Source organism: Rhizobium acaciae (assembly GCF_025941625.1).
GTDB classification, from domain to species: Bacteria; Pseudomonadota; Alphaproteobacteria; order Rhizobiales; family Rhizobiaceae; genus Rhizobium; species Rhizobium acaciae.
In genome coordinates this window covers 49003-74790 of record NZ_JAPCZO010000034.1, presented here as the reverse complement: position 1 = coordinate 74790, position 25788 = coordinate 49003, and the positions used below count along the sequence as shown (strand labels likewise).

The 25788-nt window shown below is 60.8% G+C and carries 26 protein-coding genes and 2 pseudogenes; 13 read left to right on the top strand and 15 right to left on the bottom strand.

The genetic code is table 11. The features are described from left to right. Window positions 1–343: 343 nt before the first annotated feature. Together OLZ32_RS35370 and OLZ32_RS35365 are read left to right on the top strand one after the other, a co-directional pair. The gene (locus OLZ32_RS35370) at window positions 344–670 is read left to right on the top strand and encodes an NIPSNAP family protein (protein WP_077980431.1); all 327 of its coding nucleotides are present in this window, start codon (window positions 344–346) and stop codon (window positions 668–670) included. Window positions 671–1133: 463 nt separating this feature from the next. After that, on the top strand, window positions 1134–2708 hold the full coding sequence (locus OLZ32_RS35365) for a carboxylesterase/lipase family protein (protein WP_264424983.1): 1575 nt from the start codon (window positions 1134–1136) through the stop codon (window positions 2706–2708). Between the two features lie 148 nt (window positions 2709–2856). Here OLZ32_RS35365 and OLZ32_RS35360 read toward each other — a convergent pair whose 3' ends face one another. Continuing rightward, window positions 2857–4284: a DUF1254 domain-containing protein gene (locus tag OLZ32_RS35360; RefSeq protein WP_264424981.1), complete on the bottom strand. Its 1428-nt coding sequence runs from the start codon at window positions 4282–4284 to the stop codon at window positions 2857–2859. A 472-nt stretch (window positions 4285–4756) separates the two neighbouring features. Here OLZ32_RS35360 and OLZ32_RS35355 point away from each other — a divergent pair, with 472 nt between their 5' ends. The 4 genes and pseudogenes from OLZ32_RS35355 to OLZ32_RS35340 all read left to right on the top strand — a co-directional run bounded on the left by OLZ32_RS35355 (window position 4757) and on the right by OLZ32_RS35340 (window position 10696). Further along, window positions 4757–6529 (top strand): adenylate/guanylate cyclase domain-containing protein, encoded by a 1773-nt coding sequence (locus OLZ32_RS35355; RefSeq protein ID WP_264424979.1) that lies wholly within the window; start codon window positions 4757–4759, stop codon window positions 6527–6529. A gap of 19 nt (window positions 6530–6548) precedes the next feature. Beyond that, a pseudogene (locus OLZ32_RS35350) lies at window positions 6549–6880 on the top strand (integrase core domain-containing protein); the annotation flags it as partial. Between the two features lie 228 nt (window positions 6881–7108). Next, window positions 7109–9268 carry a mechanosensitive ion channel family protein gene (locus tag OLZ32_RS35345; protein ID WP_264424977.1) on the top strand — a complete coding sequence of 720 codons (2160 nt, stop codon included), beginning with the start codon at window positions 7109–7111 and terminating at the stop codon, window positions 9266–9268. Between the two features lie 645 nt (window positions 9269–9913). Further along, complete coding sequence (locus tag OLZ32_RS35340) at window positions 9914–10696, top strand: sulfite exporter TauE/SafE family protein (RefSeq protein WP_130661105.1); 783 nt, start codon at window positions 9914–9916, stop codon at window positions 10694–10696. A gap of 62 nt (window positions 10697–10758) precedes the next feature. Here the strand turns inward: OLZ32_RS35340 and OLZ32_RS35335 are convergent, their stop codons facing one another. From OLZ32_RS35335 to OLZ32_RS35320, 4 genes are read right to left on the bottom strand one after another with little or no spacing between them, the layout of a single operon-like run. Then, a complete protein-coding gene (locus tag OLZ32_RS35335) occupies window positions 10759–11085 on the bottom strand; it encodes a YnfA family protein (protein WP_130654867.1) in 327 nt (108 codons plus the stop codon). Window positions 11086–11139: 54 nt separating this feature from the next. After that, a complete protein-coding gene (locus tag OLZ32_RS35330) occupies window positions 11140–11847 on the bottom strand; it encodes a cytochrome c biogenesis CcdA family protein (RefSeq protein WP_130661106.1) in 708 nt (235 codons plus the stop codon). A gap of 4 nt (window positions 11848–11851) precedes the next feature. Continuing rightward, window positions 11852–12235, bottom strand: a complete 384-nt coding sequence (locus OLZ32_RS35325) for a thioredoxin family protein (RefSeq protein WP_130681210.1) — start codon at window positions 12233–12235, stop codon at window positions 11852–11854. Then, window positions 12232–12825 carry a hypothetical protein gene (locus OLZ32_RS35320; RefSeq protein WP_130672139.1) on the bottom strand — a complete coding sequence of 198 codons (594 nt, stop codon included), beginning with the start codon at window positions 12823–12825 and terminating at the stop codon, window positions 12232–12234. The genes OLZ32_RS35325 and OLZ32_RS35320 overlap by 4 nt, the downstream gene beginning before the upstream one ends. A gap of 74 nt (window positions 12826–12899) precedes the next feature. On the opposite strand from OLZ32_RS35320, the gene OLZ32_RS35315 reads away from it, so the two are divergent. The 3 genes from OLZ32_RS35315 (at window position 12900) to OLZ32_RS35305 (ending at window position 14351) form a co-directional block, all read left to right on the top strand. Continuing rightward, the gene (locus OLZ32_RS35315; RefSeq protein ID WP_197727386.1) at window positions 12900–13343 is read left to right on the top strand and encodes a MerR family transcriptional regulator; all 444 of its coding nucleotides are present in this window, start codon (window positions 12900–12902) and stop codon (window positions 13341–13343) included. Between the two features lie 31 nt (window positions 13344–13374). Next, a complete protein-coding gene (locus tag OLZ32_RS35310; RefSeq protein ID WP_130672140.1) occupies window positions 13375–13971 on the top strand; it encodes a cation transporter in 597 nt (198 codons plus the stop codon). 170 nt (window positions 13972–14141) lie between these two features. After that, a complete protein-coding gene (locus OLZ32_RS35305; protein ID WP_245483765.1) occupies window positions 14142–14351 on the top strand; it encodes a hypothetical protein in 210 nt (69 codons plus the stop codon). A 145-nt stretch (window positions 14352–14496) separates the two neighbouring features. Here the strand turns inward: OLZ32_RS35305 and OLZ32_RS35300 are convergent, their stop codons facing one another. From OLZ32_RS35300 to OLZ32_RS35280, 5 genes and pseudogenes are all read right to left on the bottom strand, one after another. Further along, complete coding sequence (locus tag OLZ32_RS35300) at window positions 14497–14733, bottom strand: hypothetical protein (protein ID WP_024323443.1); 237 nt, start codon at window positions 14731–14733, stop codon at window positions 14497–14499. A gap of 241 nt (window positions 14734–14974) precedes the next feature. After that, window positions 14975–15478, bottom strand: coding sequence for an AAA family ATPase (locus tag OLZ32_RS35295; RefSeq protein WP_264424970.1), 504 nt, complete (start codon window positions 15476–15478; stop codon window positions 14975–14977). Between the two features lie 270 nt (window positions 15479–15748). After that, window positions 15749–16093, bottom strand: a complete 345-nt coding sequence (locus OLZ32_RS35290; protein ID WP_264399807.1) for a hypothetical protein — start codon at window positions 16091–16093, stop codon at window positions 15749–15751. A gap of 336 nt (window positions 16094–16429) precedes the next feature. Continuing rightward, complete coding sequence (locus tag OLZ32_RS35285) at window positions 16430–17956, bottom strand: winged helix-turn-helix domain-containing tetratricopeptide repeat protein (RefSeq protein ID WP_264424968.1); 1527 nt, start codon at window positions 17954–17956, stop codon at window positions 16430–16432. A 193-nt stretch (window positions 17957–18149) separates the two neighbouring features. After that, window positions 18150–18368 (bottom strand): annotated as a pseudogene (locus OLZ32_RS35280) (AraC family transcriptional regulator); the annotation flags it as partial. Window positions 18369–18434: 66 nt separating this feature from the next. On the opposite strand from OLZ32_RS35280, the gene OLZ32_RS35275 reads away from it, so the two are divergent. Next, entirely contained in the window at window positions 18435–18944 is a 510-nt protein-coding gene (locus OLZ32_RS35275) for a DEAD/DEAH box helicase family protein (protein ID WP_264424992.1), read from the top strand. A 76-nt stretch (window positions 18945–19020) separates the two neighbouring features. Here OLZ32_RS35275 and OLZ32_RS35270 read toward each other — a convergent pair whose 3' ends face one another. Both OLZ32_RS35270 and OLZ32_RS35265 read right to left on the bottom strand, forming a co-directional pair. Further along, window positions 19021–20244, bottom strand: coding sequence for a hypothetical protein (locus OLZ32_RS35270; protein ID WP_264424966.1), 1224 nt, complete (start codon window positions 20242–20244; stop codon window positions 19021–19023). Between the two features lie 5 nt (window positions 20245–20249). Next, the gene (locus OLZ32_RS35265; RefSeq protein ID WP_264424964.1) at window positions 20250–20945 is read right to left on the bottom strand and encodes a class I SAM-dependent methyltransferase; all 696 of its coding nucleotides are present in this window, start codon (window positions 20943–20945) and stop codon (window positions 20250–20252) included. Window positions 20946–21064: 119 nt separating this feature from the next. Between OLZ32_RS35265 and OLZ32_RS35260 the strand changes: the two genes are divergently transcribed. Together OLZ32_RS35260 and OLZ32_RS35255 are read left to right on the top strand one after the other, a co-directional pair. Beyond that, window positions 21065–21301, top strand: coding sequence for a hypothetical protein (locus tag OLZ32_RS35260; RefSeq protein WP_264424963.1), 237 nt, complete (start codon window positions 21065–21067; stop codon window positions 21299–21301). Window positions 21302–21467: 166 nt separating this feature from the next. Continuing rightward, the gene (locus OLZ32_RS35255; RefSeq protein WP_264424961.1) at window positions 21468–21764 is read left to right on the top strand and encodes a hypothetical protein; all 297 of its coding nucleotides are present in this window, start codon (window positions 21468–21470) and stop codon (window positions 21762–21764) included. 191 nt (window positions 21765–21955) lie between these two features. Here OLZ32_RS35255 and OLZ32_RS35250 read toward each other — a convergent pair whose 3' ends face one another. Next, window positions 21956–22393 (bottom strand): copper resistance protein, encoded by a 438-nt coding sequence (locus OLZ32_RS35250; RefSeq protein WP_264424959.1) that lies wholly within the window; start codon window positions 22391–22393, stop codon window positions 21956–21958. Between the two features lie 332 nt (window positions 22394–22725). On the opposite strand from OLZ32_RS35250, the gene OLZ32_RS35245 reads away from it, so the two are divergent. After that, entirely contained in the window at window positions 22726–23529 is an 804-nt protein-coding gene (locus tag OLZ32_RS35245; protein ID WP_264424957.1) for a glycosyltransferase family 25 protein, read from the top strand. Here OLZ32_RS35245 and OLZ32_RS35240 read toward each other — a convergent pair. After that, a complete protein-coding gene (locus OLZ32_RS35240; protein WP_264424955.1) occupies window positions 23495–24925 on the bottom strand; it encodes a sensor histidine kinase in 1431 nt (476 codons plus the stop codon). The genes OLZ32_RS35245 and OLZ32_RS35240 overlap by 35 nt on opposite strands. Window positions 24926–24994: 69 nt before the next feature. Continuing rightward, window positions 24995–25672 carry a winged helix-turn-helix domain-containing protein gene (locus OLZ32_RS35235; protein ID WP_264424953.1) on the bottom strand — a complete coding sequence of 226 codons (678 nt, stop codon included), beginning with the start codon at window positions 25670–25672 and terminating at the stop codon, window positions 24995–24997. Between the last annotated feature and the right edge of the window lie 116 nt (window positions 25673–25788).

The following is a 25788-nucleotide window of genomic DNA, read 5'->3' as shown; positions in this document are numbered from 1 at the left end:
GCTGGTCGGTGTGCCGTGCCGCTGCGCTTCCCGTTGAGCCATGCTGCAACCTCACTCCAGCCTCATCCTGAGGTGCCCCGAAGGGGCCTCGAAGGACGGGGCTGGTCGCCCGCCTCTCGCGCTGATCGACATCACCAGGGGGTCAAAATTGCCACGCCTAAACACAGGCGATCGGATTGACAGAAGATTAGCGGTTCGCACATACCTGCAGGGCCTGTTCTAAGAGGGATATTGACGGATCCACCGTGAAATTGACGTTGCTGCAAGTTTTGAGGACATTGTGGGCGCAGGCGAGCAAGTGCCAAACACATGTCGCTCTCAAGGGACATAAGGAAGCAAGACTGTGATCTACGAGCTCAGAATTTACGAGTGCCTGCCCGGCCGATTGCCCGCGCTGCTCAACCGCTTTGCCGAACATACGCTGGCAATATGGGACAAGCACGGCATCAAGCAGGCGGGTTTCTTCACCACAATCGTGGGCGAAAGCAGCCAGCGTCTCACCTATCTCATCGCCTGGGAATCTCTAGCCGATCGCGAGGTGAAATGGAAAGCTTTCACCACTGATCCTGCATGGCTTAAGGTCCGCGACGAGTCAGAGCGCGACGGGCAAATCCTCTCCAATATCTCTAGCCAGCTGTTGTCACCGACCGCCTTTTCGGCAGTAAAGTAAGACACCACCGATCCCCGCTTGCCGCCAGTCGGAATTCCACCCGATCTGGTCATCGGCGGAAGCGATGAAGAACGGCAGCTCCTAGAACAGGATGATTTTAGGCCCGGTCGGCCTAAAATCTGAATCCTGTTCTAAATTAAATAGTTGGAGCATGATGTCGTCCGAAAACCGACCACACTTTTCGGCATCATGCTCTAGGATATCGCCAACGCTGCCCGAACGGCCGGAATGGGCGCTTCGCCGACGGCTCTTCGTCACCGTCGGCAAAATCGCTTCGGTCAGATCTCAGTGGCTTCGGAGAGCGAAGCGCGCCCGCGCCAGATGCCGCCGCCGCTGTTCTCGTGGGCGAGCAGGCGGCTTGCGGCGGGGTGAGGGCCGGTAGACGTCGGATGAACCCTTTCCGTTGCCGCTCCATGGGAGTATTTTGCTCTCAATCTGTCTCAACTTGGCGTTGGAGAGTGCAGTGTTTGTGGACGGCAGTCGCAGGTTTCTGCTCTTCTTGGCCGTCGCATCGTGTCAGCTGACGTTCGCGCCACGATTGGGTGCGGCAGACGACACCGTTACGATCGACAGCGGAATGCTGAAGGGTGAGAGGTCGGGCACGGTCGTCGGCTTCAAAGGCATACCCTATGCGGCACCGCCGGTTGGTGATCTGAGATGGCGTAATCCGAGACCAGCGGAGACATGGAGCGGTATCAAGGATGCCCGCGATTTCGGTCCGTCCTGCATGCAGACCGACGACCTGCCGAAGTCGGAGGATTGTTTGACCCTCAATGTCTGGACACCCGTCAAGCGTCCTCGGACACCCCTGCCGGTGATGGTTTGGATTTATGGCGGCGCTCTTGTCCATGGAAACACCCCTCAATATCCTGGTGGTCAGCTCGCCGCCCAGAGAGTTGTGTTCGTCAGCATGAACTACCGCGTGGGCCGGCTAGGTTACTTTGCCCATCCTGCACTGATGAAGGAAGCCCCTGACGAGCCCGTCGGCAATTATGGTTACATGGACCAGCTTGCAGCCCTGAAATGGGTCCAGAAAAATGTCGAAGCCTTCGGCGGCGATCCGAAGAAAGTGACGATATTCGGAGAGTCGGCCGGTGGCGGCTCGGTGATGGCGCACATGATATCGCCGTTGTCACGGGGGCTTTTCCGCGGCGCCATTCTACAGTCACCGGGCCTGCCGACCGCGCGTGCTGAGAGTACGCCTTTGTCAACGTTGAAAGAAGCAGAGAAAATCGCCTTGGACTATGCGGCTTCTCTGGGAATCAATGGCAGCGATGCCGAGGCTCTCACGGCCCTTCGGGCGCTGCCTGCGGAAAAGCTGAGCGAGGGTGCATCGTCACAAGAGGTGCTGGAGGGAATGTCGACGGGCGAGCCGGTCCTCGGCATCTCAGGCGCGATGATTGACGGACGGTTTTTGCTCGAAACGCCGGAAGCGGCTTTTGCGGCAGGCCGTCAAGCACCGGTTCCTGTCATCGTCGGGGCAAATGATCGTGATCTCGGTATCGGTGAGGCCGCGACGAAAGACGATCTCTTCGCGCTCTTCGGGAAACATGCAGCCGAAGCGCGCACCCTCTACGATCCCACCGGCCAACAGACCCTCGATGAACTGAAGCAGCAGGTTCTGGCCGACAAAACGCTTGTCGAACCATCCCGCCATCTCGCTGACGAGATGATCCGCGCTGGTCAGCCGACGTGGTGGTATCGTTTCTCCTATGTCGCCGAGGCTCTCCGCAACGATCCGGCATGGAAAGGCACTCTCCACGGCTTCGAAATTCCGTATACGCTCAACATTCCAAACGCAGTGGTGAAAGACAAGGTTACGCCTGCCGACTGGGCCATGGCCACATTGGTGAGTGATTACTGGGTCGAATTTGCAAGGCGCGGTGACCCCAATGGCGGCTCACGGCCAAAATGGCCTCACCACGACCCATTCGTCCACAGGGTCATCGACTTCACCAATCACGGCGCGACGGTAGGAGCAGATCCGCTGAAGCCGAGGCTCGACCTCTGGCAAAGCTATTGGGAGGAAAAGAGGTGACGGGGTCGGTGCGTCGGCGAAGCCCCACGTCAGGGTTCCCAAAGAGACGGCCACGTGTCCAGACCCGGTCAGAGGAATTTCTGGCTCGTCCATTCCACTAGCTTAGGCGCGGGCGAAGCGACGGCTCAACGGACAAGATGCCGGCGCCTCACTGAGCGATCAAGCTCGGCAATCCCTGAACCTTGGTGACCGGAGGCGGATTCCATTTGCCGGTGAGGGCGTCTGCCTTTGGGCTGTAGAGACGCATGGTGAGGTTGAACGCCCCCTTGGGTGCGGGCAGCCAGTTGGCTTCCTTGTCTGTGCCGGGGCTCTCGTTCTGGAAATAGATGTCGAGAGAGCCGTCGGCATTGATCTTGAACGGCATCCAGCTGCTGACCGCAAACCGGTTGAGCACGCTTGCCACCTGGAAACCGTCCGTGTCGTAGAGGGTGATCGACCAGAACGCGTTGACCGGCGGCGTTGCTCCCTTCTCGAAGTGAATCATGTACTTGTTGGCGCCATCGAGCGGCTTGCCGGTTTCGTCGGCGAGGTTCAGCGGGTAGATCGCGTCGTCAGGAAGATTGGCGCCGAGCCCGAATTGCGTGACGATCGCCCGCTTCAGGTAGTAATTTCCGTAGACGCCCATGGTGTCGGTATTCATCGACCAGCCGTTCGCAACGCGCGAAAGGGTCGCCACCTTCCACGCCATCAGCTGCTGGGCTGCTTCAGGCACATCTTGCAGCGCCTTCTTGACGGCAGGGGCGAGCTTATCGAAGTCGAAGCTCTTGCCGGGCTCGATGCCGATGCGTTTCATCTGCGCGACGATCGGCTGGTCGGTCATGTGGGGCGGGTGCAGTTTCAGCAGTTCGGCGGCGTAGGTGAAGTATGTCGCGGCCGACATGGTATCGACCTGGATCTTCGGCGGCGTTTTCATATCGACGCTCGGGTCGATCTTGGCTGTGACCGGCTGGGCCGCCTTGCCCCAGGCCGACAGCGGCGTGACCTGGTAGCCTGCTTGAATTGCATGCACGGCAGCGTAATCCGCAGGTCCGTCCGTCTTGGTGCGGCCGATGATCCAGACATACGGGGTCGGCGCGGCAAGCGGCGTGACGCCGTCCGGAACCGTCCCCGTCCAACCGGGCGGCGTGACGAGAAACTGGCCCGCCGCCGTTCCCGTCGTCCGCCAGCCCGGCGATGCGAAGACATCCGTCCACATGTCGAGCATCGGCAGGAGATAATAGCGTCCGGCCGTATCCGGCGCCGAAATGACCAGCGGCTCCTTGGTAAGATCCAGCCACGCAATGGAGTAGAGCGTATCGAAATTCGAACGCACGACGCCTTTGAAATCGGCGGGGGGATATTCCGGAACATTCACGAACATATTCATCGGCCCTTTGCCGAACTCCTTGCCGGGCTCGACATTGGTGAATTGCTTCCGGGTGACGTCCATCGACAGCAGCGGATAAAAGTAGACGTAGGCATCCACGCCGATGTTATGCGCCTCCTGCTCCGAGATCGCCTCCTGAGCAAAAGCGGGTTCCGAAAGGGAAAGACCGACAACAAGTCCTACCGTGAGCGATATTGCACGTTTGATCATCATCATGTCCTCATCGACAACAGTCGGTTCGAAGCCTAAGGCGGCGGTTCAGGTGAGATGCTGGAGGCGTGTTGAGACGGCGAGGGCTTGTCGTCGCCCATCCATGATCGTGCTTGCTGCTGCGGCAGTGCGTGTGCTGAGGCTTCAGTCCCAGCTGGAACCCCTTCATGATCCAGCCATTGCCACCGGCATCGTCAAGAAGAAGCGCCGTGTTGCCCTTCTTCCAGCCGAGCCTGCTCGTCCCCTCGGGCCAATTTCTGCACTTGAGATAGTGCCTTTACTGAAAGTTGCAATTACCTCGAAGGAGGTAGGCCGTGACCTCATGAGTGCGGCAGATCCGGGGCCGATAGCGGACTGGCAACTGGATGAGCCATGGCCCACGCGATCTCAACCAGGATCGCCCTGAGCAGCGGCTGAAAGTTCTTTCTTGCCCTCTGTCTCCCTGTTATCTTGGAAGTTGGGAGACAGCGCCATGAGCGAGAACCGAAAGCTGGCTGCAATCCTGGCCGCGGACGTGGTCGGGTACAGCCGGCTTGCTGGCGCCGATGAGGATCTCACCCTGGCGAGGTTGCGCACACTGCGCAGCGATCTCATCGATCCGACGATCGCCGTGCACCATGGCCGGGTGGTGAAGCGCACCGGCGATGGTGCGCTGGTCGAGTTCCGCAGCGTGGTGGACGCCGTGCGCTGCGCCATCGAGGTGCAGAACGCTATGGTGGAGCGCAATCACGGCGTCCCGCAGGACCGTCGCATCGAGTTCCGGATCGGTATCCATTTGGGCGACGTCGTCGAGGAAAGCGACGGCGATCTGATGGGCGATGGCGTCAACATCGCCTCGCGATTGGAGGGCGTCGCCGCAGCGGGCGCGATCTGCCTGTCCGAGGATGCCTATCGCCAAGTCAAGGCGAGGCTCGACCTCTCGGTCTGCGATCTCGGCAGCACGCAGCTCAAGAACATCGCCGATCCGATCCGGGTCTATTCGCTGCAAGTCGGCAGCGCAGCGATCAAGTTAGCCGCGACCTCGGAAACCGCGACGAGCCAACCGGCGACGGCAGCGCCGCCAAAGCTGTCGATCGCCGTCCTGCCCTTCACCAACATGAGCGGTGACGCCGAACAGGACTACTTCGCCGACGGCATCTCGGAAGACATCATCACGGCGCTATCGAAGCTGTCGCAGCTCTTCGTCATCGCCCGCAATTCGTCGTTCACGTTCAAGGGCAAGAACGTCCAGGTGCAGGAGGTGGGCACGAAGCTCGGCGTGCGGCATGTCCTTGAGGGCAGCGTCCGCAAATCGGGAAACAGGGTACGCATCACCGCGCAGCTCATCGACGCGACCACCGGCGGGCATCTATGGGCGGAGCGGTTCGATCGCGACCTCACCGACATATTCGCGGTTCAGGACGATGTCACGCAGCAGATCGTCGATGCGCTGGCGGTCAACCTGACAGAGGGCGATCGGCAAAGACTTGCGCCGGGGCAGACCCGGCACCCCGAGGCGTATGACTGCTTCCTGCGTGGCCGGGAGCTGTGGCACCGGCTGACGAAGCAAACGAACAGCGACGCCCGCGACCTTTTGCAACGTGCCGTCGAGCTGGACCCGAACTTCGCCTCGGCGCACGCCTTCATCGCCCTTACCCACGGGCTCGACTACCTGAACCGGTGGAGCGCGTTGCCGCAGCGCTCGCTCGAGCAAGCCGAAGAGGTCGCGACGCTGGCGGTAGCGCGGGATGATAGCGATCCCGTTGCACACTGGGCACTGAGTCTGGTCAGCCTTTACTTGCGACAGCACGATAGAGCCATCAGCGAGGCCGAGCGCGCGATCGTCCTCAATCCGAACTTTGCCGAAGGGCAGGTCAGCCTCGGCGAGGCACTCATCTATTCGGGCAGATCCGGTGAGGCACTCGCCTATTTCGATCGGGCGAGTGTCCTGAACCCGTATTTTCCGGATATCGTTCTCCACTTTCGGGCCTTGGCCTTGTTTCAACTGGGAAGGTACGAAGAGGCCGTCGAACTGTTGCTGCAGCGCGTGAGCCGCAACCCCATCACCGATGTCTCGCGCGCGCTTCTGGCCGCCTGTTACGGGCACCTCGGCCGTTTTGAAGAGGCTCGCGCGACGTGGCAAGAGGTGATGCGCGTCAATCCCGACTACTCCCTGGAATACCGTCGCAAAGTCTTGCCCTTCAAGAACCCCGCCGATTTCGAGCTCGTCGTGGAGGGGCTACGCAAGGCCGGTATCGTACAATGACGGTGATGCGGATCGGACCAAGGTGGATTGGCATTACATTGCGCCTGGCAAACCGATCCAGAACGCCTTCATCGAAAGCTTTAACGGGCGGCTGCGAGACGATTTCTTGAATGAAACCCTCTTCTCGTCACTGACCCATACTCGATCAGCGCTTTCGAACTGGCGCAGCGATATGACGGTCACCGACCGCACTCTGACCTCGGCTGGCTGACACCTGCCGAGTTCGCTCAGACCATCAACCCGCGACGTGATGCGGTGCTGCGCAGCCGAAATGGCTCCGCACCGCAACCCGCCGCTACCACCTCAAATATCGCAACCAAAGACCGCTGGAGCGAACACAGGATTGGATAAAACTTGGCGGCAAGGTCAGGCCCGATGAGGAAAAGGCGCTGATCCTCGAGCAGGCACTGTAACCAAAGACGACAGCACGCCGATGACGGCCTCGAAATGTCGCGTCCGGGCGTTGGTTAGTGTAAACTACCCGCCGCACGACTATCCGCACGCAATTATACTAGGAGATTTACGGCACGGATGAATGGCGAAATTTGGACTATATTCGCTTAACTGGAGAAGAACACGATGCGTGTGTTGATTCTTGCTGCCCTCATGCTGCTTGGGGTCATGCTGGTGGCGCGAGCCGATACCGCACCATCGAGCGAACCGCTGCCACCCAATATCGAGGCACTTCTGTCGCTTTTGGCCGACCCTGGAGTTCAAAAATGGCTTGAGACCCACAAAGCCGCATCGGCGACGACTCAAGTCCCCCCGATAACCACCCAAACGCCGCATCTCTCTCATCCACTGGCCGACTATGTCAGGGCCGTTCGGGCGCACATCCATGGCCTCGCCCGGGCACTGACGACGCTGCCTGCTGAGTTCGCAGCAGCCTGGTCCATCCTTGTTGCGGATGCCGAGAAGGTTGGTCTGGCTGGCCTTGTCGGCCTTTTCGGCCTTTTCGGACTATTCGCAGCTGCCGCTTTCGGTGCCGAGCGGCTGTATCGGCGTGCCACATCAGGATTCATGACCCGAGTGGCGCAGCTGGACGTTCCGACAAGGCGCGGTCAAGTGATGGTACTCGCTAGCCGCCTCGCCCATGACGTCGGGCGCGTCGCAGTCATCGCGGCGGCTGGCATCGGTGTCTTCGTGGCCCTGCACTATTGGCCTGAGGTCATCGAGAAGATCGTGCTCGCTTGTCTACTCGCCTTCATCATCGTGCTCCTCGCGCGCGCCGTGTTACGATTTCTTTTGTCGCCGCCGGGAAAGGACGCGATCGATCTTCGGATCGTGCCGATGGACGGCGAGTCGGCTGGGTTCTGGACCCAGCGCCTCGGTCTAGTTGTCATCATCCTCGCCGTCAGCTACGCAACAACACTATCGCTGAGCCTTCTCGGCTTCTCAGTCGAAGCCCGCGAGATTGTCGCATATTCGTTGGGATTGGGGCTCCTCGGTGTCGGCATCGATACGGTCAGGCGAGCGCCGGGGCCAGCGATCGCGGATGCTGCAACGCATGGAGAGGTTTTTGTCCGCGCGAAGACATCCGTGGGTCTCATCTCGGCCTATTTCGTGCTGCTGTGGTGCTTGTGGGCGTTCGGCGCAGTACAGCTATTCTGGCTTGCTGCAATAGCGATCGGCCTCGTTTGGGCTATCGCCATTGCAGAACGGATCGTTGTCCACCTGCTGCAACAGCCTGCTTCGTCCGGGATCGGCGCGGCAACACCGAGTGCAGGCGCAACTCTTCTCAGTCGGGGCATCCGGTTCATTCTGATCATTTCCGGGTTGCTGCTCCTCGCTTGGGCGTGGAACATCGACCTTGTCGCGCTCAGCGCGGCTGACACGCCCCCCGTCCGGGTCGCTCATGGCATCATCTCTGCTGTCATCATCCTTCTGGTCGCGGACTTGGTCTGGCGGATCCTACGCACCCTCATTGATAATCAAATTGCAAAAGTGCGCGATACGGCGGTTGTTCAAACGGAGGAGACGCAGCGGCGCAGCCGGCTCAACACGCTTTTGCCCATTCTGCGGAATTTTCTTTGGGCCACGCTCGCCATCGTTGCGATACTGATGGCGTTGTCGGCGATGGGGGTTCAGATCGGGCCGTTGATTGCCGGCGCGGGTATTGCCGGTGTTGCCATTGGTTTCGGTGCGCAAACGCTGGTGAAAGACATCCTCAGCGGAGTCTTCTATCTGTTGGATGATGCCTTCCGTGTCGGTGAATATATAGAGAGCGGCAGTTACAAGGGCACCGTTGAGTCTTTCAGCCTGCGCTCGGTGAAGCTGCGGCACAGCCGGGGACCAATATTCACCGTGCCGTTCGGCGTCCTCGGGGCTGTCCAGAACATGAGCCGCGATTGGGTGATCGAGAAGCTGTCACTGACGATCACCTATGATTCCGACTTGGAAAAGGCGCGCAAGCTCATCAAGAAGATCGGACTTGAACTGGCCGAAGATCCCGAACTCAAGGCAATCACCTTCGAGCCGCTCAAGATGCAAGGCGTCGAGGAGTTCGGAGAGTATGGCGTCAAGCTGAGGCTGAAGCTCAAGACAAAGCCCGGACAGCAGGCCGCGGTCCGCCGTCGCGCCCTCGTCATGATCAAGGCGGCGTTTGATGAAAATGGCATCTGTTTCGCCTCGAAAGCCGTACAGGTTTCCAGCGCTGCCGGATCACAACCGGAAGCGGTGATCAATGCGGATGCGGCGCTACACGCCACCACCACGCCACAGAAGCCCGTGGCAGCATGACGAGTGCGTCAGAGGTAAAACGGCGAGAGGATTGATCCTGAAACGCATCCTGCCGGGCCATTATCGGCTTGTTCAGATTTGCCTCAGCGGCATTGAAATGGCGAAGCTCTGGAGGTGACCGACCGCCTCTACTTTGAACAGAGGTTCGCCGCACGGGGCCTGCGGACATGTGGTCGATCTCATTGACACCCGCCCGAATTCCGGCACCGTTGTCGCGCCATTCAGCGGGGGCAGCGAATGTCATCATCCCACTATACGCATGGATCGAGCGAGGCCGAGCAACAGCGCTTGACCGCACTGAACAGGCGGCTCAACGAGCGGTGTATCGATGCCGCGCAGCTCGCCGCCGGTGAACGCGTCGTCGACTTCGGAGCCGGTCTTGGTCAGTACTCGTGGTTATGCGCAGATACGCATAAGCACGATTATGATCCTTGGGAGATTATGGAGAGCTAATCGCGTCACGTAACAGGGAACCAACGGGTGTCGAGCGCGTACCCGATGCTCTCTGATCAAGGACCTACACATAATCCGTAATCTCCCCTCGTTGTTGAAAGCGGCCATTTCACAACAAGACCAGCAGATTTTCGTTGCATCGCCGATCCGAAGCCTGTCGATTGCCGCTCAAGAAGCGCGCAAGGATTCGAGATGAGAGACAACAAGGGCGCTGCATTCGGAGCAGGCGGAATCATCGGCGCACTTGGCGGCTTGATCGGGCTTGGCGGCGCGGAGTTTCGACTACCTCTCCTGATAGGTCTGTTTCAATTTGCCGCCCTCGAAGCCGTCATCCTGAACAAGGCGATGAGCCTTGTCGTCGTCGCATTCTCACTGCCGTTTCGTGCTGGGACAATCTCGTTCAGCCAGATCGCTGCCAACTGGCCGATCATCATCAACCTTCTCGCTGGCAGCCTCATTGGTGCGTGGTTTGGCGCCGGCTGGGCGACGCGTCTGCGATCTGAGACGCTATACAAAGTCATTGCGATCCTGCTCGTGGCCATAGCGATCGTCCTCGTGCTCGGACACGACGCGCGCGCGGGTGATCCGCTTTTGACGGGCGTTACGCAAATCATCGCCGGCGTCGTCGCCGGTTTCATTATCGGAGTGGTCGCGGCCTTGCTTGGAGTGGCAGGCGGTGAGCTTCTTATTCCGACCCTGGTCCTGCTCTTTGGTGCAGATATCAAGCTTGCCGGAAGCCTATCTCTGGCCGTGAGCCTGCCGACAATGCTGATCGGTTTTTCGCGCTATAGCCGCGATCAAAGCTTTTCCGTGCTTGGACGCAACAAAGGATTCGTCCTGATCATGGCCGTCGGCTCGGTCTTGGGCGCCTTCATCGGAGGCTACCTCCTCGGCATTGTCCCGAATGAATTCTTGCTGCCGGCGCTCGCTGCGATCCTATTGATTTCGGCCTACAAGGTTTGGCAGCACAAATAGGAGCCGACGCCAAAATCGAAGAGAGGTCGCGGATTCAGTTCGCAGATAGACGCTCGCCGCGCTTAGGCCGCGCGCGGCCCCCACAAGATAATGCCGGCTCCGATCAAACACACGAGCGAACCGGTCATATCCCAGCGATCGGGCCTGTGGCCTTCTACCGTCCAAAGCCACAGAACAGCGGCGACGATGTAAACGCCGCCATAGGCCGCATAGGTTCTTCCCGCGGCTTCGCTATCGACCAGCGTCAGGAGATAAGCGAATAGCGCTAGGGACGCCATGCCCGGCGCCAGCCACCACGCCGATTTGTCGAGCCGCAGCCAGGCCCAGAAGGCGAAACAACCGGCGATTTCAGCGAGGGCTGCGCCCACATATGCAAATAAGGTCAACATGCCTGTCACATTTTCACAATTCGGGAGGCGGCGCCAGACGCTTGGGTTGGCTATTCAGATGGCAGTGGTGAGGGACAGCATCCAACTCGGCAGGGCGTCAAGCAGGGCTGCTTGAACCGTGCGGTCGAAGCCGGTGAGCGTCATGGCGCCGGCAAGAATGAGCAGCACTCCGAGCGCCATTTTGAGACCGCTGGCCGTGCTCATCATGTACCCCCGCCAGCGCAGCAGCGCTTCGCGCGACAACGCCGACAGCAACAGCAAGGGCAAGGCGGTGCCTATGCCGAAGGACAGCATTGTCAAAGCGACCATGCTGAGATTTTCGCCGCGGGCGGCCATGATGGAGGCAGCACCCAGCGTTGGGCCGACACAGGGCGTCCATACCGCGCCGAGGAGTAGGCCGACACCGAACTGTCCTGAGATGCCCGAGGTGGACAGGCCGCCGAAGCGGTTTTGCGTCCAGTTGCTCACCGGTCCTGCCGCGGTGGCAAAACCAACCTGCAGGCGCGGCACCACCAGCACCGCGCCGACAAGGATCAACAGCACTGCCGCGCCGGTGCGGAAGACGGTCATGTCCAGGCCGATCGAGAACCCGATGGTGGCGACGAACAGGCCGATCGCCGTGAACGACAGCGCCACGCCGGTAGCCAAAGCCAGCGGCGCAAGGCGGTGTTCCGCCACGGCGCCCGTCAGAACGACGGGGACAAGCGGCAGGACACAGGGCGACAGGATAGACAGGATACCGGCGAGTAGCGCGAGCAGCATCGACTTACAGCGCCTTGCGCATGATTGCCTCGATCACGGCCGGCTTGGTCTTACCGGTCATCCGGTCGACCTCCTTGCCGTCCTTATAGACGATCAATGTGCTTTGCATCTGGACATGCAGCAGTTTCAGGGCGTCTTTCTGCGTATCAAAATCGACCTTGAACTCTTTCATCTCTTTGAAGTCAGGTGTGCCGAGAAGCTTGGCGACGATCGGCTTCTGAAGCTTGCACTCTCCGCACCAGGGTGCGGTGACGTGGACGAGGACCGGACCGCCCGCGGCAACCGCCTCAGTGAAACCTGGTATCGGGTCGGTACCGGCAGCAAAGGCGGGTGTCGCGATCGCGAGGGTGACAGCGGCGAAGGAAAGAAGGAGTTGACGGCGGTTCATGCGGAAGTCTCCATGGTTAGGGCTGCAGGTGCTAGGTGGGCGAACAGGTCGCCGGCAGCAGCGGCTGCGGCCTGTGGCGCGATGATGGTGACGAAGACGCCAGTGGCGTCGTGCCTAAGATCGAAGGTCAAGAAGGCGCAGCAAGCTTGCTCCTTCCGCACCAGTTCCCGGACCTCGGAAAGCGCTTCGGGCGCATAGGTCAGGTTCAGGCGCAGGGCGGTTCGTGTTGCCTGTCGAAGATGGCGCGATGTCAGCTTGTGGATGAGCTCGGTCCGGGCCTTGAATTCGTTAGCGTCGAGCGTGCAGGCGATCGGCGCCTCTTGTTTGACGTCCGTGCCGCAAGAGCCGCAGCCGCAGCTGTTCGTCGCCATATGGTTTTCAACAGCCTGTGGCGCAGCCTTTCGCCGTGACAGCAACAGCAGCCCTACAACTGGCACAATCAGCAAGACCGCGATAGCACCCCATTTGACAAGAGCAGTGCCGACCAGGATCGTTCCGACGCTGGCGAGCACAAGGGGCACGACGCTGACCGCGCAGCACGCGGCACAGGCCGCGACTGCGGCGCCGGTCAGCTTCATTCCGGTATTCATCTTCGACCTCCTATTTTCAGGCTGGCCGAACCGTACTCCTTCAAGTAACTTGAAGGGCAAGGAGATAATTTGCCGTGAATGTTCACATACGCGGGTTCACCATCGGCGCCTTAGCCAAGGCGACCGGCACCAGTACGCCGACGATCCGTTACTACGAGGAGATCGGCCTTTTGCCGCCCGCAAACCGGACGGCAAGCGGACAGCGCAACTACGATGAATCCGACGTTGGTCGGCTGACATTCATCAAGCAATGCCGCGACTTCGGGTTCAGCATCGAGCAGGTTCGCGTCCTATTGGATCTCTCAGTCAGTTCGGAACGAGATTGTGCAGAGACACGGGATATTGCTCAGGCGCATCTCGATGAGGTCCGCACCAAGATGGTAGAGTTGCGCGCTTTGGAAAAACGGCTGCAAGGGTTTGTAATGCGATGCAATGATGCATGCGCCGGTGGCCCCGGCAGCGACTGCGTGATCTTCAAGGACATGGCCAACCCACCGACGAAGGGTTGCTGCGGCTAAAAATATCCCATGCCGACTAGGAAACCCTCATATGCTCAATCGATACCTGGATACGCAACTGCGCAAGGTTGTTGCGCTGGTGGCTTTTCTGAACCTCGCCTATTTCGGCATTGAATTCGCGGTCGCTCTGAAGATCGGATCCGTATCGCTTTTTGCCGACAGCGTCGATTTCCTTGAGGACGCGTCGGTCAATCTACTCATACTGCTCGCTCTTGGGTGGTCCGCGCGGGGCCGCGCCCGTGTCGGGATGGCGCTGGCGCTGATCCTTCTCGCGCCGGGCGTGGCAACACTCTGGACCGCCTATCAGCATTTCATGACCATGGTTCCGCCAGAGCCACTCGCTCTAGGTTTGACGGGCGGCGGCGCCCTGGTAGTCAACCTCTCCTGCGCGTTCATGCTGTCCGCGTACCGCCATCACAGTGGCAGCTTGACCAGGGCGGCATTTCTGTCCGCCCGCAATGATGCTCTGGCGAACATCGCAATCATTGCCGCAGGGTTGGTGACAGCGTTCCTTTGGCGGTCGGCCTGGCCAGATCTAATCGTCGGATTGGCGATCGCCGCGATCAATCTCGATGCCGCAAAAGAGGTCTGGGAGGCGGCAAGAGAAGAGCACCACGCCGCCGCGTAAAATCAGTGGTGTTGACCGCTACGGAAGAAGAAGCGAACTGAGGCAGAACGCAGGTCTCCTCGATGCAGCGCATCAGTTTGAATGCATAATCGCAATAGGCAGCGACAGTACACGAACTGACCGCTCTCTGCTGGCGCAAATAATCGGCGAAGAAGCTTATCAGCGCACCTATGACAGGCATTGCAACGATCCTATCGTCCGAGGATGTGGTTCGCAACATTGCGAGCATCGTCGACGAAGCGATCGACGACATCGTGGCGACCGGGCTTTCACGAGACGCGGTCACCGCAGGTCTCGACACCTTGATCGCGTGGAGCAAGGCGCCAGATTCGGCGGTGTGGTTCGGCATGTCATGGGCGGAAGGGATTCGGCCCCCCTGACGTCGGCAGCCCTGAGATCACGGCAGGGCTCCCGGCCCTTCGTTGGACGGCTCTTCAGCGTCTGCGCCCGGACGATCATCCGCAGGGCAATGCCAATGCGTGGTGTCAGCCCCCACCGAGGGTGATTACAGCCGTCTGGAAGGCTTCACGAGGCTGAGAAATTCACCATGACACCGCGCTGGCGAAAGTAGGCCTGCATTCGCTTCCTGCCGGAACGGTTATTCTGCACGAGCCTGGCCGGGTCGAATACGGCCTCTTTCAAACCCGCCCGCGTCAACGCTGCCTTGAGCGTCGCGATATGCACGTCGATGTCGGCGTTGTCCGCCTGGAGCGACTCATAAATGCGGTTTGTTGCATCTGCTACGGTCGGTTCGCTCACGATTGCACTCCTGTTGTCGTCTGGCTGGCCTGACCCTATTGAGGTGAAACCTGTTCACGTCAATGGGTGACAATGGATTGGAACATTTCGTCCACTTTCGAAGATGAACCACTCAACGGCAGGAACAGCTCCGCCACCGTCCCGTGCTCCGGCCCCCGGGGAAGAAGGCGAGGTGTCCTCACCAGCGAGCTGGCCCGGACCCGTCTGCTACGCAGACTGAGAATACCCCCAGCGCTGCGGCGTTTCATCTAAGGGCGGCGATGGCTGGAAGGGTTTGCCGATCATAAAGCGCCAACTCCTCCGCGGTTGGCGGCTCGAACAGCTTGCACCACCGAAGCAGGTCCGCCCGCGAGATGTCGAACGTGCCGGCTGGAAGCTCGGCGTTTCGGCGGGAGACCCGGTCCCAAAGCTCATCGAAGGGAACGTCGAGGAAGCAGAGGACGACGCGGGCACCAGCTGCTCGAGCTTCCTGCCGGCAGATGTCGCGTTCTGCCCGTGACCACACACCCCAATCCACGACAACGTTACACTGAAGCCTGATGGCGCGCAGGGCGATCTGCCATTGCAGGCTCTCGACCCTGCCTCGGCACGGACCGGTTTCGGCTTCCGGCGTAGAGATGCCGGGGTAAAGCTTGTGCATCCAGTCGTCTCCGGTCAGACGGAGGGCAGATGCTTCCTGTTCGATGATCTTGGCGAGCGACGTCTTCCCCGAACCGGGAAGACCGCAAGTGAGATAGAGCGTGGGCATTGGAAAATCTCTGATTTTGGCTTGGCAAGGGGAATTGGCCCCGCGGTGTCGTGCAGGACTGCTCTTCGCTCAAGGCCGCAAGGCGCGGCCAATCAGAGGTGTGTTGCCATGGTCTGTCTTGTAGGACCGCTCTGCTCGAGGGTCAAGACGGAGCGCACGGGTGAGGTCACAGGTGAGGGCGTCTTACCCACTCGCTGCTTTGTGGTACCTCCAACAATAAGCTGACTGCCAGAATCCCGCCCGCAGGCGGCGCCTCCGATGCCGCGCAAATCAAAATCCGTAAGGAGGGGCAAAGAAGCAGTTCGCGTGGTCTTCGGTTGGGTGCAGGCAAATGTGAAAATGACTGTCTCCGGACGGAATGGTGTCACCATAAGGAATTCGGAAGAAGTGTCGCTTTGTGACGAGGTGATGGTCGCCCGGATTGAGCAGCACTCTGAAGCCGTCAGGACCGGTGCTCACGCTGGTACCCGGAATTTCCTGGCAATCGCCTCGTTCCTTGTCCCCTCGGCAGCAAGCGGGTGGATAGATCCATCCCGACGCGGTGTCGTGGGCGGTAGCGCCATTCCAGTAAGACAGCGTCGATAGGATAGTTGAGAAATACAAAGCGCGATTCATCTTGAGTGTTCCGGGGGCGGCAGGTCGCCAATCCGCCGGCAATTGTGAGTGAGGTCCTGCCGCATGTAACGAACGGACTCCGATCAAATGACGATATTTCCCCGATCGGCCTCTTCGCCCGACCCTGTTTCGAATTGGAAAGGCATTTGCTGATATGGTCGCCCGCGAATTCCTCGACGCCGACCAAGGCAGGAGATGCGTCATGGACGTTTCATGACGCAGACGTTGTTCGCATCGCGGCTCGACTGGTCTATCCGTCCAACGGATATGATCTGGGGACCGGCGGCTTGTGACAGCGCCGCATCTGACGCGCGGTTTGGTCGCCGCTGGCCGGCCTCATTCGGGAAGCCCTGCCGTTCGCAAGGCCGCTGCCAGTGCGTCCATCAAGTACGGCTGAAACAGGTTCGTTCGCACGTAGCCGCCGACCGAGAAATTCGGCGCCACCTCGATCAGTCGTCGTGCCGCAGAGTGCGCGGCTTCGACATTGCCAAGGCCGACGTGGCTGGCCGCCAGATAGGCGTACGGGATGCTGAAGCCGGGATTTGCCCGGACCGCCAGAGCCGCGTATCTGGCTGCGTCGGCGAAGGCGCCGGCAAAGAGGTGGGTCAGGGCGAGCGCGCAGTAGGGATGGTAGCTCAGCGGATCGTCGAGCGGGCTCAGCCGCAGCGCCTTGTGCGCATGTTCCACCGCCCGCTGGTGTCGCTCGCTGTGGGCACTGACCAAAGCGCTGAAGCCAAAGGCCAGGGCCGAATTGTTGTTCCATGCGAGAGCCCGGTCGAGCACCTCGACGGCGGCGTCGTAATCCCGGGTGAGGTTGGCGCGGACGAACGCGCCGATGCTCATCGCCTGCGGGTCGTCGCTGTTGATGCTTAACGCAATGTCGGCGTGGCTGAGTGCGGCCGCCTTGTCTGCGGGATCCAACCCGTTGCGCAGGTAGCGCTGCTCGTAACACCATGCGGCATAGCCATGCGCAGCGACATAGTCCGGCTGAAGCGCGATCGAGCGCGCCAGCAATTGCAGGGCCTTGTCCGTCTGGGCGGGCGTGTTCGCGTGCGCGTGCGGCAGCGCCCGAAGGTAGAGATCGTACGCGTCCAGACTTTCGGGCCGCTTGCGGTGCGCACGCTCGATCTCCGCACGGCGGACACTCGGCTCGATCGAGCCCACGATCTGCTCGGTCAACCGATCCTGGAGATCGAACACGTCGGTTGCCGCGCCCTCGAACCTGTCGGCCCAGACATGAGTGGCCGATGCGCCGTCGACAAGCTGGGCATAGATCCTCAGCCTCCCCCCGGACTGCCGCAAGCTGCCCTGCAGCAGATAGCGAACGCGTAGTTCGGCGGCAATTGTGCGCAGGTCGGCTTTCTCGCCCCTGAAGCCGAAGGAGGAATTGCGTGCGATGACGAACAGACCCGGGATCTTCGAGAGGTTGGTGATGATGTCCTCGACCAGGCCATCGGCGAAGTAGTCATTGGGCTCGCCGCCGCTCATGGTGGCGAACGGCAGCACGGCGATCGAAGGGCCGCCGAGCGCACTCTCGTCGCTACGCTCCAGCGACAGGCGGTAACCCCGCCGCGAGACGGTGGCCAAGACCGCATACCGCTCGTCGCCGAGCGCTCGCCGGATCTCGTGGATGCATTGAACGAGACTGTCGTCGGTAACGGCGGCGCCTCCCCAGACGGCTTCAAGCAGCTCGGCCTTGCTGACCAGCCTGTTCGCGTTCTGGACGAGGTGGCGAAGGACCGCAAAGGCCTGCGGCCTGAGGGCGATTGCGTCGCCGTTCTCAAGACGGAGCGTCTCGCCTTCCAGGTCGACGACAACCTTGTCGTTGAGGATAAGGGTGGCAGTTGCTGGCGAACCGACCATGACGATCCCCACGTGTGACGGATCCCGTCGCCCAGCATACACCAGGTCTTCGCCGACGGCTCTTCATTCTTTCAGGGGTCTGGCCGGCGCAATTTGGCAAACGACCGGACTCGCGCGTTACTCGGGCGCGGCGTGGACAACGGCCTGTCCGCTTCCGGCGATCGGAAGCGGCAAGCCGTCGTCCGGCGGGCTGTTCCAACGGCAGGAACAACTCCGCCACCGTCTCATGCTCCGGCACCTCTGGGAAGAAGGCGAGGCGTTGGCAGTAGAGGGGGGAATCCCTCGGTTCTTCGCCGCCCGCCGGCAGCCAGTCGCGATAGAGGAAGAGCGCGGCCGGCTCCAGATTGTCGGTATTGCCGACGACGCGCAGTACGGCGCAGCGCCCGCCGGGGATAAGACCAGCCGTCATTTCGTTGGCGAAGCGTTCCCAGGTAGAGAGGTCTTCTCACCAGATCGAAGGCGATAGTAAGTGGCGCCTATGGGAATCAAGAACTATCTGATCGAAGGCGGTTCCGGCACTGGGAAAACGTCTGTCGCTACCGAACTGGAGCGGCGGGGCTACCATGTCGTCCATGGTGACCGGGTCTTGGCCTATGTCGGCGACCCCGAGACGGGCCAGGCACTCGCAGGACCACCCGCAGGCGCGGATCGCATCGTTTGGGGATACGCCCACTGGATCTGGCGTGTCGACAAGGTCCGCGCGATTGCTGCCGACACCACCCATCCTGCCACCTTCTTCTGTGGCGGCTCGCGCAATTTCCACAAATTCCTGGACCTTTTCGACAAGGTTTTCGTGCTCGATATAGACGTTGAGACCTTGAACCGACGATTGGATGGGCGGCCAAATGAGCCGGGCTTCGAGCCGGCAGAGCGGGCGCTGGTGCTCCGCTACCATCATGCCCGGGAATATCTTCCCATCGGCATCAATATCGACACGACGGCTACCGTCCCAAGTGTCGTCGACGATATCCTCGCTCAACTCACCTGACGCCCTGAAAGTATTGAGAATCGATTATTGCGGGAACGCTAGCCGAGGAAGGAGCCGGCTCCGCGCGTCCGGCAATTCATTGCCGTGTTGCGAGACTGAAGGTAGCCATTGTCGACCCGCCTGTGATCCAGGCCTCTTTGCCGTCCGGCGAGAAGCCAAGGGTCGGGTTTGCCCAACCGGGCATTTGAAAGTGCTGAAGAACAGAGCCGTCAATCATCGACACAAGGGCAACGTAGTCCTTTTCGCTTGGCATCGTTATGAGAGCGTAGCGGTCATCTGGGCTGATCGCGGGGATGCGGCTGGTGGAGAAGATATCGGCTTTCCCCGTTATCGACCAAACCAACCGACCCGAGATCACCTCCCTTAACTCCGCGATCACTCCCGTTTGCGGCGTTGGCGGCGGGCAGGGAGTTCGAAACTCGCAAACCCATCCGGTTGCGCTGAGATTTCCCATGATCAGCACTTTGCTTCCATCCATGGAAAGGGTGTAGCGTGGATGCTCTGCCTTATTATGGATCGGCACAATCCTTGGTTTGTCGCCCTGATCCCAAAGCATCCAAGTATCCGGTAACCAGGCTGTCAGCACACGGGCCTGCCCGCTCCGGTCGATCCGGGAAGACGCCGCAACAAAGCGCTTATAGTCAGGCAGATTAGGGATCGTTGCGGTTTCAACGGCATCAAGGACCCGGCCCGCTTTGGCGTCCACGAGAGCTATCGTCGGATGTAGGTCTTCGTGCTCGGGCTTGTAGTAGGAACCCCGGGTGCCGAATGTCGCAAAGGCCAAGCCGGTGCCACCGATCCAAAAGATTTCGTCGAGCGGTCCATTCGGATGTGACAAAACAGGCAAGCGTGTCTGCCCCCCGGTGGCCGTGAACTGGTACGGTTGCAAGCCTGCAAGCGCGAAGCCTCCACGGTTTTTGTCTTGAGCGACGCCAAATACCGCGGATGAGTCGGCCAGCCATTCGAAGGGCACCGTTGTCGTCCAGATGGATGAGGACACACGCACGGGGAATGTATAGTCGGCACCGGCTCGATCAACGCCGCCGACCCACAGCCCTTTGAGGGCGTGAAAGGTGAATATCTTGCTTCCATCGGGCGACAGCGAGACCGGGTAACCGCTGTGGGTAATGCCCAGACAACGAATATGCGACAAACTCATCGGCCCGGCAGGTTTGGGCTCGAGCGACTCGACGGTCTTCGTCCAGTCGCCTGTGCAGTTGATCAACTGCGGGGAACCCATTGCCGCTGAAGCAAAGATTAGGCTTAGCGCCGCCAGCACCCAGAGAAAAATGGGCCTCATGCACTTCATGCTTTCACCACCGAAAAAAAGAGGAACCGCGGCTTGGTCGTCAGGCTCTGATAGGCCTGGGGAAAAAGCGTACGGGCGCGCGGATCGGGCTGGGGCTCGCTGACGATGTCGATCTGAAATCCGGCCGACTTCAGCGCGTCGAACATGGCGTGCAGCGGCCGATGCCAGAAGCGCATGGCGATATCCTTTCCGCCGCGCTGCCAGGTCTCGTCGAAGCTGTGGGTCTCGAAATAATTGTCGCGGCCGGTCGAGGCGTGATCCATGAAAGGATGGTGGGTGGAAAAAACCAGGCGACCGCCTTCGGGCAGCAGCCGGTTGAATTCCGAAAGGGGCATCGACCAGTCGGCCAGATAATGCATGACCAGCGAGGCAAGGATCAGATCGAAAGCCTTGTCCGCAAACGGCAATGCTTCGTTGAGATCCGCCGAGAGCAGCCGCGCGCGCCCTTGCAGGCGACGCTGCGCGATTTCAAGCATGCCGGCACTCGCATCGATCCCGGTCACGACAGCCCCGCGCTCGATCAGCGCTGCCGCATGCGCCCCGCCGCCGCATCCCGCATCGAGCACGGAAAGCCCAGCGGCCTCGCCAACCAGGGCAAGAATGGCCGGCCGCTCGTAATAGGCATTCCAGGCGTTGACCTCGTTATCGGCATCATAAGCCGCCGCAAACGCATCATAATCATTCTCGGCCAAGATTTTCCCCATTCCGAAGACTGTTCGAAGACGCCTGCGCATCTGCAAAATGGCAGAGATCGCTTCGTCGGCAAAGCTTGAACTCAGGCCCCAATCCTTCGGACGAAACGGCAGACGGGGTGAGCAATCTCCACGCATCGCTCAAACTTGCCGCGGAGGAAGGCGTTCCCAATGCCATGCGCATCCAGCGATACGATGTCCGGGACGCCAGCGGCCTCTTCGTGACCAAATTCTGGAAACCGGTGAACACGCCCATCTTCGATGCCGAGGGTCGCCTGCTTTATCTGCTTCATCAGGTGGAAGACGTCACCGACGCCATTCAGAAGAAAACGGCCGAGGCAGTCGGCAGTCCGTAAAAAAGCCCAGCAGTTTGATCCAGCGCAAAGACTGTCTCAAAGCGAGCCATTATCCGTTTGCTCGCCGCTAGACAGGTCACGCGTCAGCGGCACCCAAACGACACCAGCGAAAAGAGCATAGCCAAGAGATCGAGATCACCGCACCAGAAAATCCAAGGAGCATCCGATGCGACATGCGACGAGAGCGGCCACCCCGCAAGCCACCAAAAACCTGTCGGCAGGCAATCCCGGTATCCCGGATGGCAAGGTTCTCGACTTCCGGCTGCAGAAGCAGGACGAAGGCGGCTGGCAGGTGCGGATAGTGAGCACCCGCGGATCGTACTGGTTGCGCGCCAACCACCTGGAACTTTGCGACCAGGAAACCCGCATCGATCTATCACATGCGAATTCCTTCCTGCGCGAAGCCCGAAAGAATGGGTTCAAGACCGAGTATATCGGCCCGAACGGCAGCGCCGTCATTTAGAGCGCCGTGCGTCTTTTCAGACGCGCTGAGGACGCTCTAACACTTTCAATCCTCCATCGTGCCTTCCGAGACTGATTTCGATTTTCGGGCCGATGCGCTGGAGGCGGGATACCTGTCTCGCCGGCGAGAGCCGCTCGCCGCCGAGTGGGGAAGAAGGTCCAGCGAGGGTGCTGCAAAAGGCAGTCGTCGCCCTACGGCGTCACCGTCAGCCTGGCTTCCATCCCGGCTTCGTAGTGGCCCTTCATGTTGCAGAAGAGCAGGTAGGTGCCCGGCGCCAGCTTGGTATTCAGCTTGCCGCTGGCGCCTGGCTTCAGGTCGGAAACCTCGCCCAGGCTTTTCAGCTTCGATTCATCGACGCGGTTCTTGGCAGCGTTGAGCGGAATGGGCAGGTCCGGAGATTTCAGGCGAACGACGACCATTTCATGCTGCTCCGTCATCGCATCATTATGGACTGCGAAGGTCGCAGGCCCGGCTTTGACCGTTGGCGGGTCGAGCTTCAGCGACATCGCCCCGCCGCCTTCTCCGTCTTCCGTGACATTGATCACGGTGGTGGCGGCAAAGCTTGTTCCGGCCGAGCAGGCGATGGCGGCTGCGGCGAAAAGGGGGAGCAGTCTGGCAGGTGGTTTCATCGTTGGTCTCCGTCGGGTTTGAGAGTGGGGGCGCTGAGCGGCTGGCTCAGGCCAGGGGGCATCCGGCGCGGCACGCAGTGAGGCGCAGTCGTCATCGAAGGCGCGGGGTTGTCGTTTCGATCGCGGGAAGGGAGGCGTCCACTGCGTACCGCATGAGAGCTGGTAGCGCGGCATTCTCACGCGCACTTTGCCGGGATCATACCAATCCGTAAAGAATGCCACCCCGGCGCTCGACCCCCGCACTTTACGAAAATGTATGGTTCCAGCGAGGTCCCCGTGAGGTTTGGAGCGCAGCTTGGCGCCATCAATGCCAAGTCGAGGTCAGCTCTCTCATGAACATGCGCGCCGCACCTGCCGCCCTTATGCCGGCCCTTCATCCGGTCAGCCTGCGGGTGAATACCTACCTGATCAATCTCGATCGTGCGCCCTTGCGCAGGTTTCGAATGGAGCGCCTGCTGGCACGCTTCGGCCTCGCCTTCGAGCGGGTGGCGGCGGTCGATGGGGCGGGGCTGAGCCTGCCGCATCCGGGCTTCGACGAGGCAGCCTATCTCAGCCGGCACGGCCGCCGGCCGAACCCTTTCGAGATCGGCTGTTATCTCAGCCACGTCGAATGCGCCAAGCGCTTCCTCGCCAGCCATGCCGAGTTCGCGCTCATTCTGGAGGACGATCTCGATTTCGATGACGATCTGGCCGAGCTGCTCGAGGCCGCCCTCGATCACCAGGCGCGCTGGGACATCCTGCGGCTGTCGACCGTCAATTCCGGGAAAAAGCACAAGGTGGAGCCGCTGACCGCGTCGCGCTCGCTCGCCATCGCGCTCACCCGCGAGAAGGGGTCCGGCGCCTATCTCATCAACCGCAAGGCAGCAGGCTGGATTGCCGGTGTGCTTGTTCCCATGCGTCTGCCCTATGATCTCGCCTTCGATCTGGAGTTCGATGATGGGCTGAGCGCCTGCTTCGTCGATCCGCTGCCGGTCAGCCAAAGGGCCGATCCCTGCTCGCAGATCCAGGCAGGGCTCTCGACCTACCGGCTGGGCCGCCGCCGGCCGTGGAGCGTGCTGCCGTATCGCGCTGCGGCTGAAGTACGCCGCTTTGCCGCCCGCTTCAGCCGGCTCGCGGCATGGCGGATGCGAAATTAGCACCTGCCGCCGGCATCAGCGGGAAGCCGATCGAAACGATGAGGCCGGGATGATTGTCGGCCATGGTTATCTCAGCCGAATGCAGGTCGGCGATCGCCTTGACGAGGCTGAGTCCAAGCCCGCTTCCCGGCGTCGTGCGGCTCTTGTCGAGCCGGTAGAGACGCCGGAAAACCTTGTCCCTTTCGCCGGCGGGAATGCCGGGGCCGCTATCGGCGACCGAGACGATGGCGCGGCCGTCCCGGCAGCGCAGCGAAACCGTGATACCGGTTCCGGCCGGGCAGTGGTTGATCGCGTTCTCCACCAGGTTGGCGATCATCTGCGTCAGCAGATCGCGGTCGCCCCGGATGAGCGCCGGACAGCGCTCCGTGATATCAAGCGACATCAGCGCGTCTTCGGCGACATCGACATAGACCTCGGAAATGACGGCAAGCACGGCGTCGATATCGGTCGCCTGGAAACGCTCCTTGCGGGCGCCGGCCTCGATCTGGGAAATGCGCAGCAGCGCCTCGAAGGTGGCGTTGATCCGGTCGCTCTCGTGCCTCGCTTCGTCAAGCAGAGCCGAAACATCCGCCTGCTGGTCGTTTCCGGCCACCGCGGCATCCAGCGTCAGGCGCAGCCTGTTCAGCGGCGTCTTCAGATCGTGGGCGATATCGGCGCTCACCTGCCGCATGCTCTCGACCAATCTCTGCAGCCGCTCCAGCGCCGCGTTGATCTGGATCGCCACCGTATCGAGATCGTCGCCGTTGCCGGTGATGGCAATGCGGGCGTCGAGCGCGCCGTGCGAGACGTCGTTCATGGTGAGGGCGACCCGGTCCAGCCGCGCCTGGGCGCGAACGGCCAGAAAGACGCCGCCGCCGATCGCGGTCGCGACGACGATCGCGGCGGCCCATTCGAAGCTGACCAGCACGATCCGCAGCATCTCGTCGACATCGTTGAAGTTTTCCGCCACCACCAGGCTGTAGGGGCCGATGGTCGACACCTGCATCCGGTAGCGTTCATGCCCCTTCAGCCCGACATCCCTGGAGGTGACGGTATAGACGCCGTTCGGGACACGGGGTGCGGCGAAATTGCCGGCAAGTTTGCGACCGCCGACATCCGTCAGCGAATAGAGCCCGTCGGAGGTCGACTGGAAGCTTGCATAATTGTTCAGCGTGTTGACCAGATCCTCGGTATCGTTGGGCTCGTAGGTCGAGACGATGAGCGAATTCATCTCGTGGAGCGACTGTTCCAGATCCCGCTCAAGGCCGAGGCGCAGCATGTGATAGATGATCGCGCCGCTCAGGATGAAGGTGACGACGAAGAGCACGCCGAAGGTGACGGCAAGCCGGAACGGCGTGCTCCTGCGCAGGCTCGAGCATGATGCCGAAAAGTGTGCGCGGTTTTCGGACGACATCATGCTCTTACTCTTTAAATTGCGAACAGGTTTTGAGATTTTCAGGCCGATGGGCCCTGAAATCATCCTGTTCTAGCGAGGCGCATGCAGGCTGTATCCGGTGTTGCGGACCGTATGCAGAAGCTGGACCTGGAACGGCTTGTCGACCTTGGCTCTCAGCCGGCTGATATGGGTCTCGACGACGCTGGTCTTCGGATCGAAGTGGAAATCCCAGACCCGCTCCAGCAGCATCGTCTTGGTGATGATCCGGCCTTCGCCGCGCATCAGCACCTCGAGCAGGGTAAATTCGCGCGGCTGCAGCTCGATCACCTGCCCGGCGCGACGGGCCTCCCGCCGGATCAGATCGAGTTCGAGATCGGCAACCTTCAGCACCGTCCTCTGCTCCTGCACCGGCGGCCGCCGGCCAAGCGCATTGACGCGCGCCATCAGCTCGGAGAAGGCAAAGGGCTTGACCAGATAATCGTCGCCGCCCGCCTCCAGCCCCTCGACCCGATCGTCGACGCCGCCGATCGACGTCAGGAACAGCGCCGACGTGCCGACCTTGGCAGCCCTCAGTGAACGCACGATCGCCAGTCCATCGAGACCCGGCAGCATGCGATCGACGACGATGACGTCATAGGCCTCGCGCTGCGCCTGAAACAGCCCATCGCGGCCATCGCCAACCACGTCACAGACATGCCCGGCCTCGGAAAAGCCCTTGGCGATATAATCGGACGTCTTGGTATCGTCCTCGATAAGCAGGATTCGCATCAGCCCGATCGTTCCAGGATGCCTGGGGGCGAGATCTAACCGAGAGGACGGCTTGGCCACAACTTACGGATTGGTAAGGTGCTGGGCGTGGCGCTTCCAGCCAAGTGGTCGACAGG

Coding starts and splice junctions, on each gene's coding strand:
- OLZ32_RS35360 (WP_264424981.1), bottom strand. CDS start 4,284: ATGATCAAACGTGCAATATCGCTCACGGTAGGACTTGTTGTCGGTCTT.
- OLZ32_RS35355 (WP_264424979.1), top strand. CDS start 4,757: ATGAGCGAGAACCGAAAGCTGGCTGCAATCCTGGCCGCGGACGTGGTC.
- OLZ32_RS35345 (WP_264424977.1), top strand. CDS start 7,109: ATGCGTGTGTTGATTCTTGCTGCCCTCATGCTGCTTGGGGTCATGCTG.
- OLZ32_RS35340 (WP_130661105.1), top strand. CDS start 9,914: ATGAGAGACAACAAGGGCGCTGCATTCGGAGCAGGCGGAATCATCGGC.
- OLZ32_RS35335 (WP_130654867.1), bottom strand. CDS start 11,085: ATGTTGACCTTATTTGCATATGTGGGCGCAGCCCTCGCTGAAATCGCC.
- OLZ32_RS35330 (WP_130661106.1), bottom strand. CDS start 11,847: ATGCTGCTCGCGCTACTCGCCGGTATCCTGTCTATCCTGTCGCCCTGT.
- OLZ32_RS35325 (WP_130681210.1), bottom strand. CDS start 12,235: ATGAACCGCCGTCAACTCCTTCTTTCCTTCGCCGCTGTCACCCTCGCG.
- OLZ32_RS35320 (WP_130672139.1), bottom strand. CDS start 12,825: ATGAATACCGGAATGAAGCTGACCGGCGCCGCAGTCGCGGCCTGTGCC.
- OLZ32_RS35310 (WP_130672140.1), top strand. CDS start 13,375: ATGCTCAATCGATACCTGGATACGCAACTGCGCAAGGTTGTTGCGCTG.
- OLZ32_RS35305 (WP_245483765.1), top strand. CDS start 14,142: ATGACAGGCATTGCAACGATCCTATCGTCCGAGGATGTGGTTCGCAAC.
- OLZ32_RS35295 (WP_264424970.1), bottom strand. CDS start 15,478: ATGCCCACGCTCTATCTCACTTGCGGTCTTCCCGGTTCGGGGAAGACG.
- OLZ32_RS35290 (WP_264399807.1), bottom strand. CDS start 16,093: ATGAATCGCGCTTTGTATTTCTCAACTATCCTATCGACGCTGTCTTAC.
- OLZ32_RS35285 (WP_264424968.1), bottom strand. CDS start 17,956: ATGGTCGGTTCGCCAGCAACTGCCACCCTTATCCTCAACGACAAGGTT.
- OLZ32_RS35275 (WP_264424992.1), top strand. CDS start 18,435: ATGGGAATCAAGAACTATCTGATCGAAGGCGGTTCCGGCACTGGGAAA.
- OLZ32_RS35270 (WP_264424966.1), bottom strand. CDS start 20,244: ATGAGGCCCATTTTTCTCTGGGTGCTGGCGGCGCTAAGCCTAATCTTT.
- OLZ32_RS35255 (WP_264424961.1), top strand. CDS start 21,468: ATGCGACATGCGACGAGAGCGGCCACCCCGCAAGCCACCAAAAACCTG.
- OLZ32_RS35250 (WP_264424959.1), bottom strand. CDS start 22,393: ATGAAACCACCTGCCAGACTGCTCCCCCTTTTCGCCGCAGCCGCCATC.
- OLZ32_RS35245 (WP_264424957.1), top strand. CDS start 22,726: ATGAACATGCGCGCCGCACCTGCCGCCCTTATGCCGGCCCTTCATCCG.
- OLZ32_RS35240 (WP_264424955.1), bottom strand. CDS start 24,925: ATGATGTCGTCCGAAAACCGCGCACACTTTTCGGCATCATGCTCGAGC.
- OLZ32_RS35235 (WP_264424953.1), bottom strand. CDS start 25,672: ATGCGAATCCTGCTTATCGAGGACGATACCAAGACGTCCGATTATATC.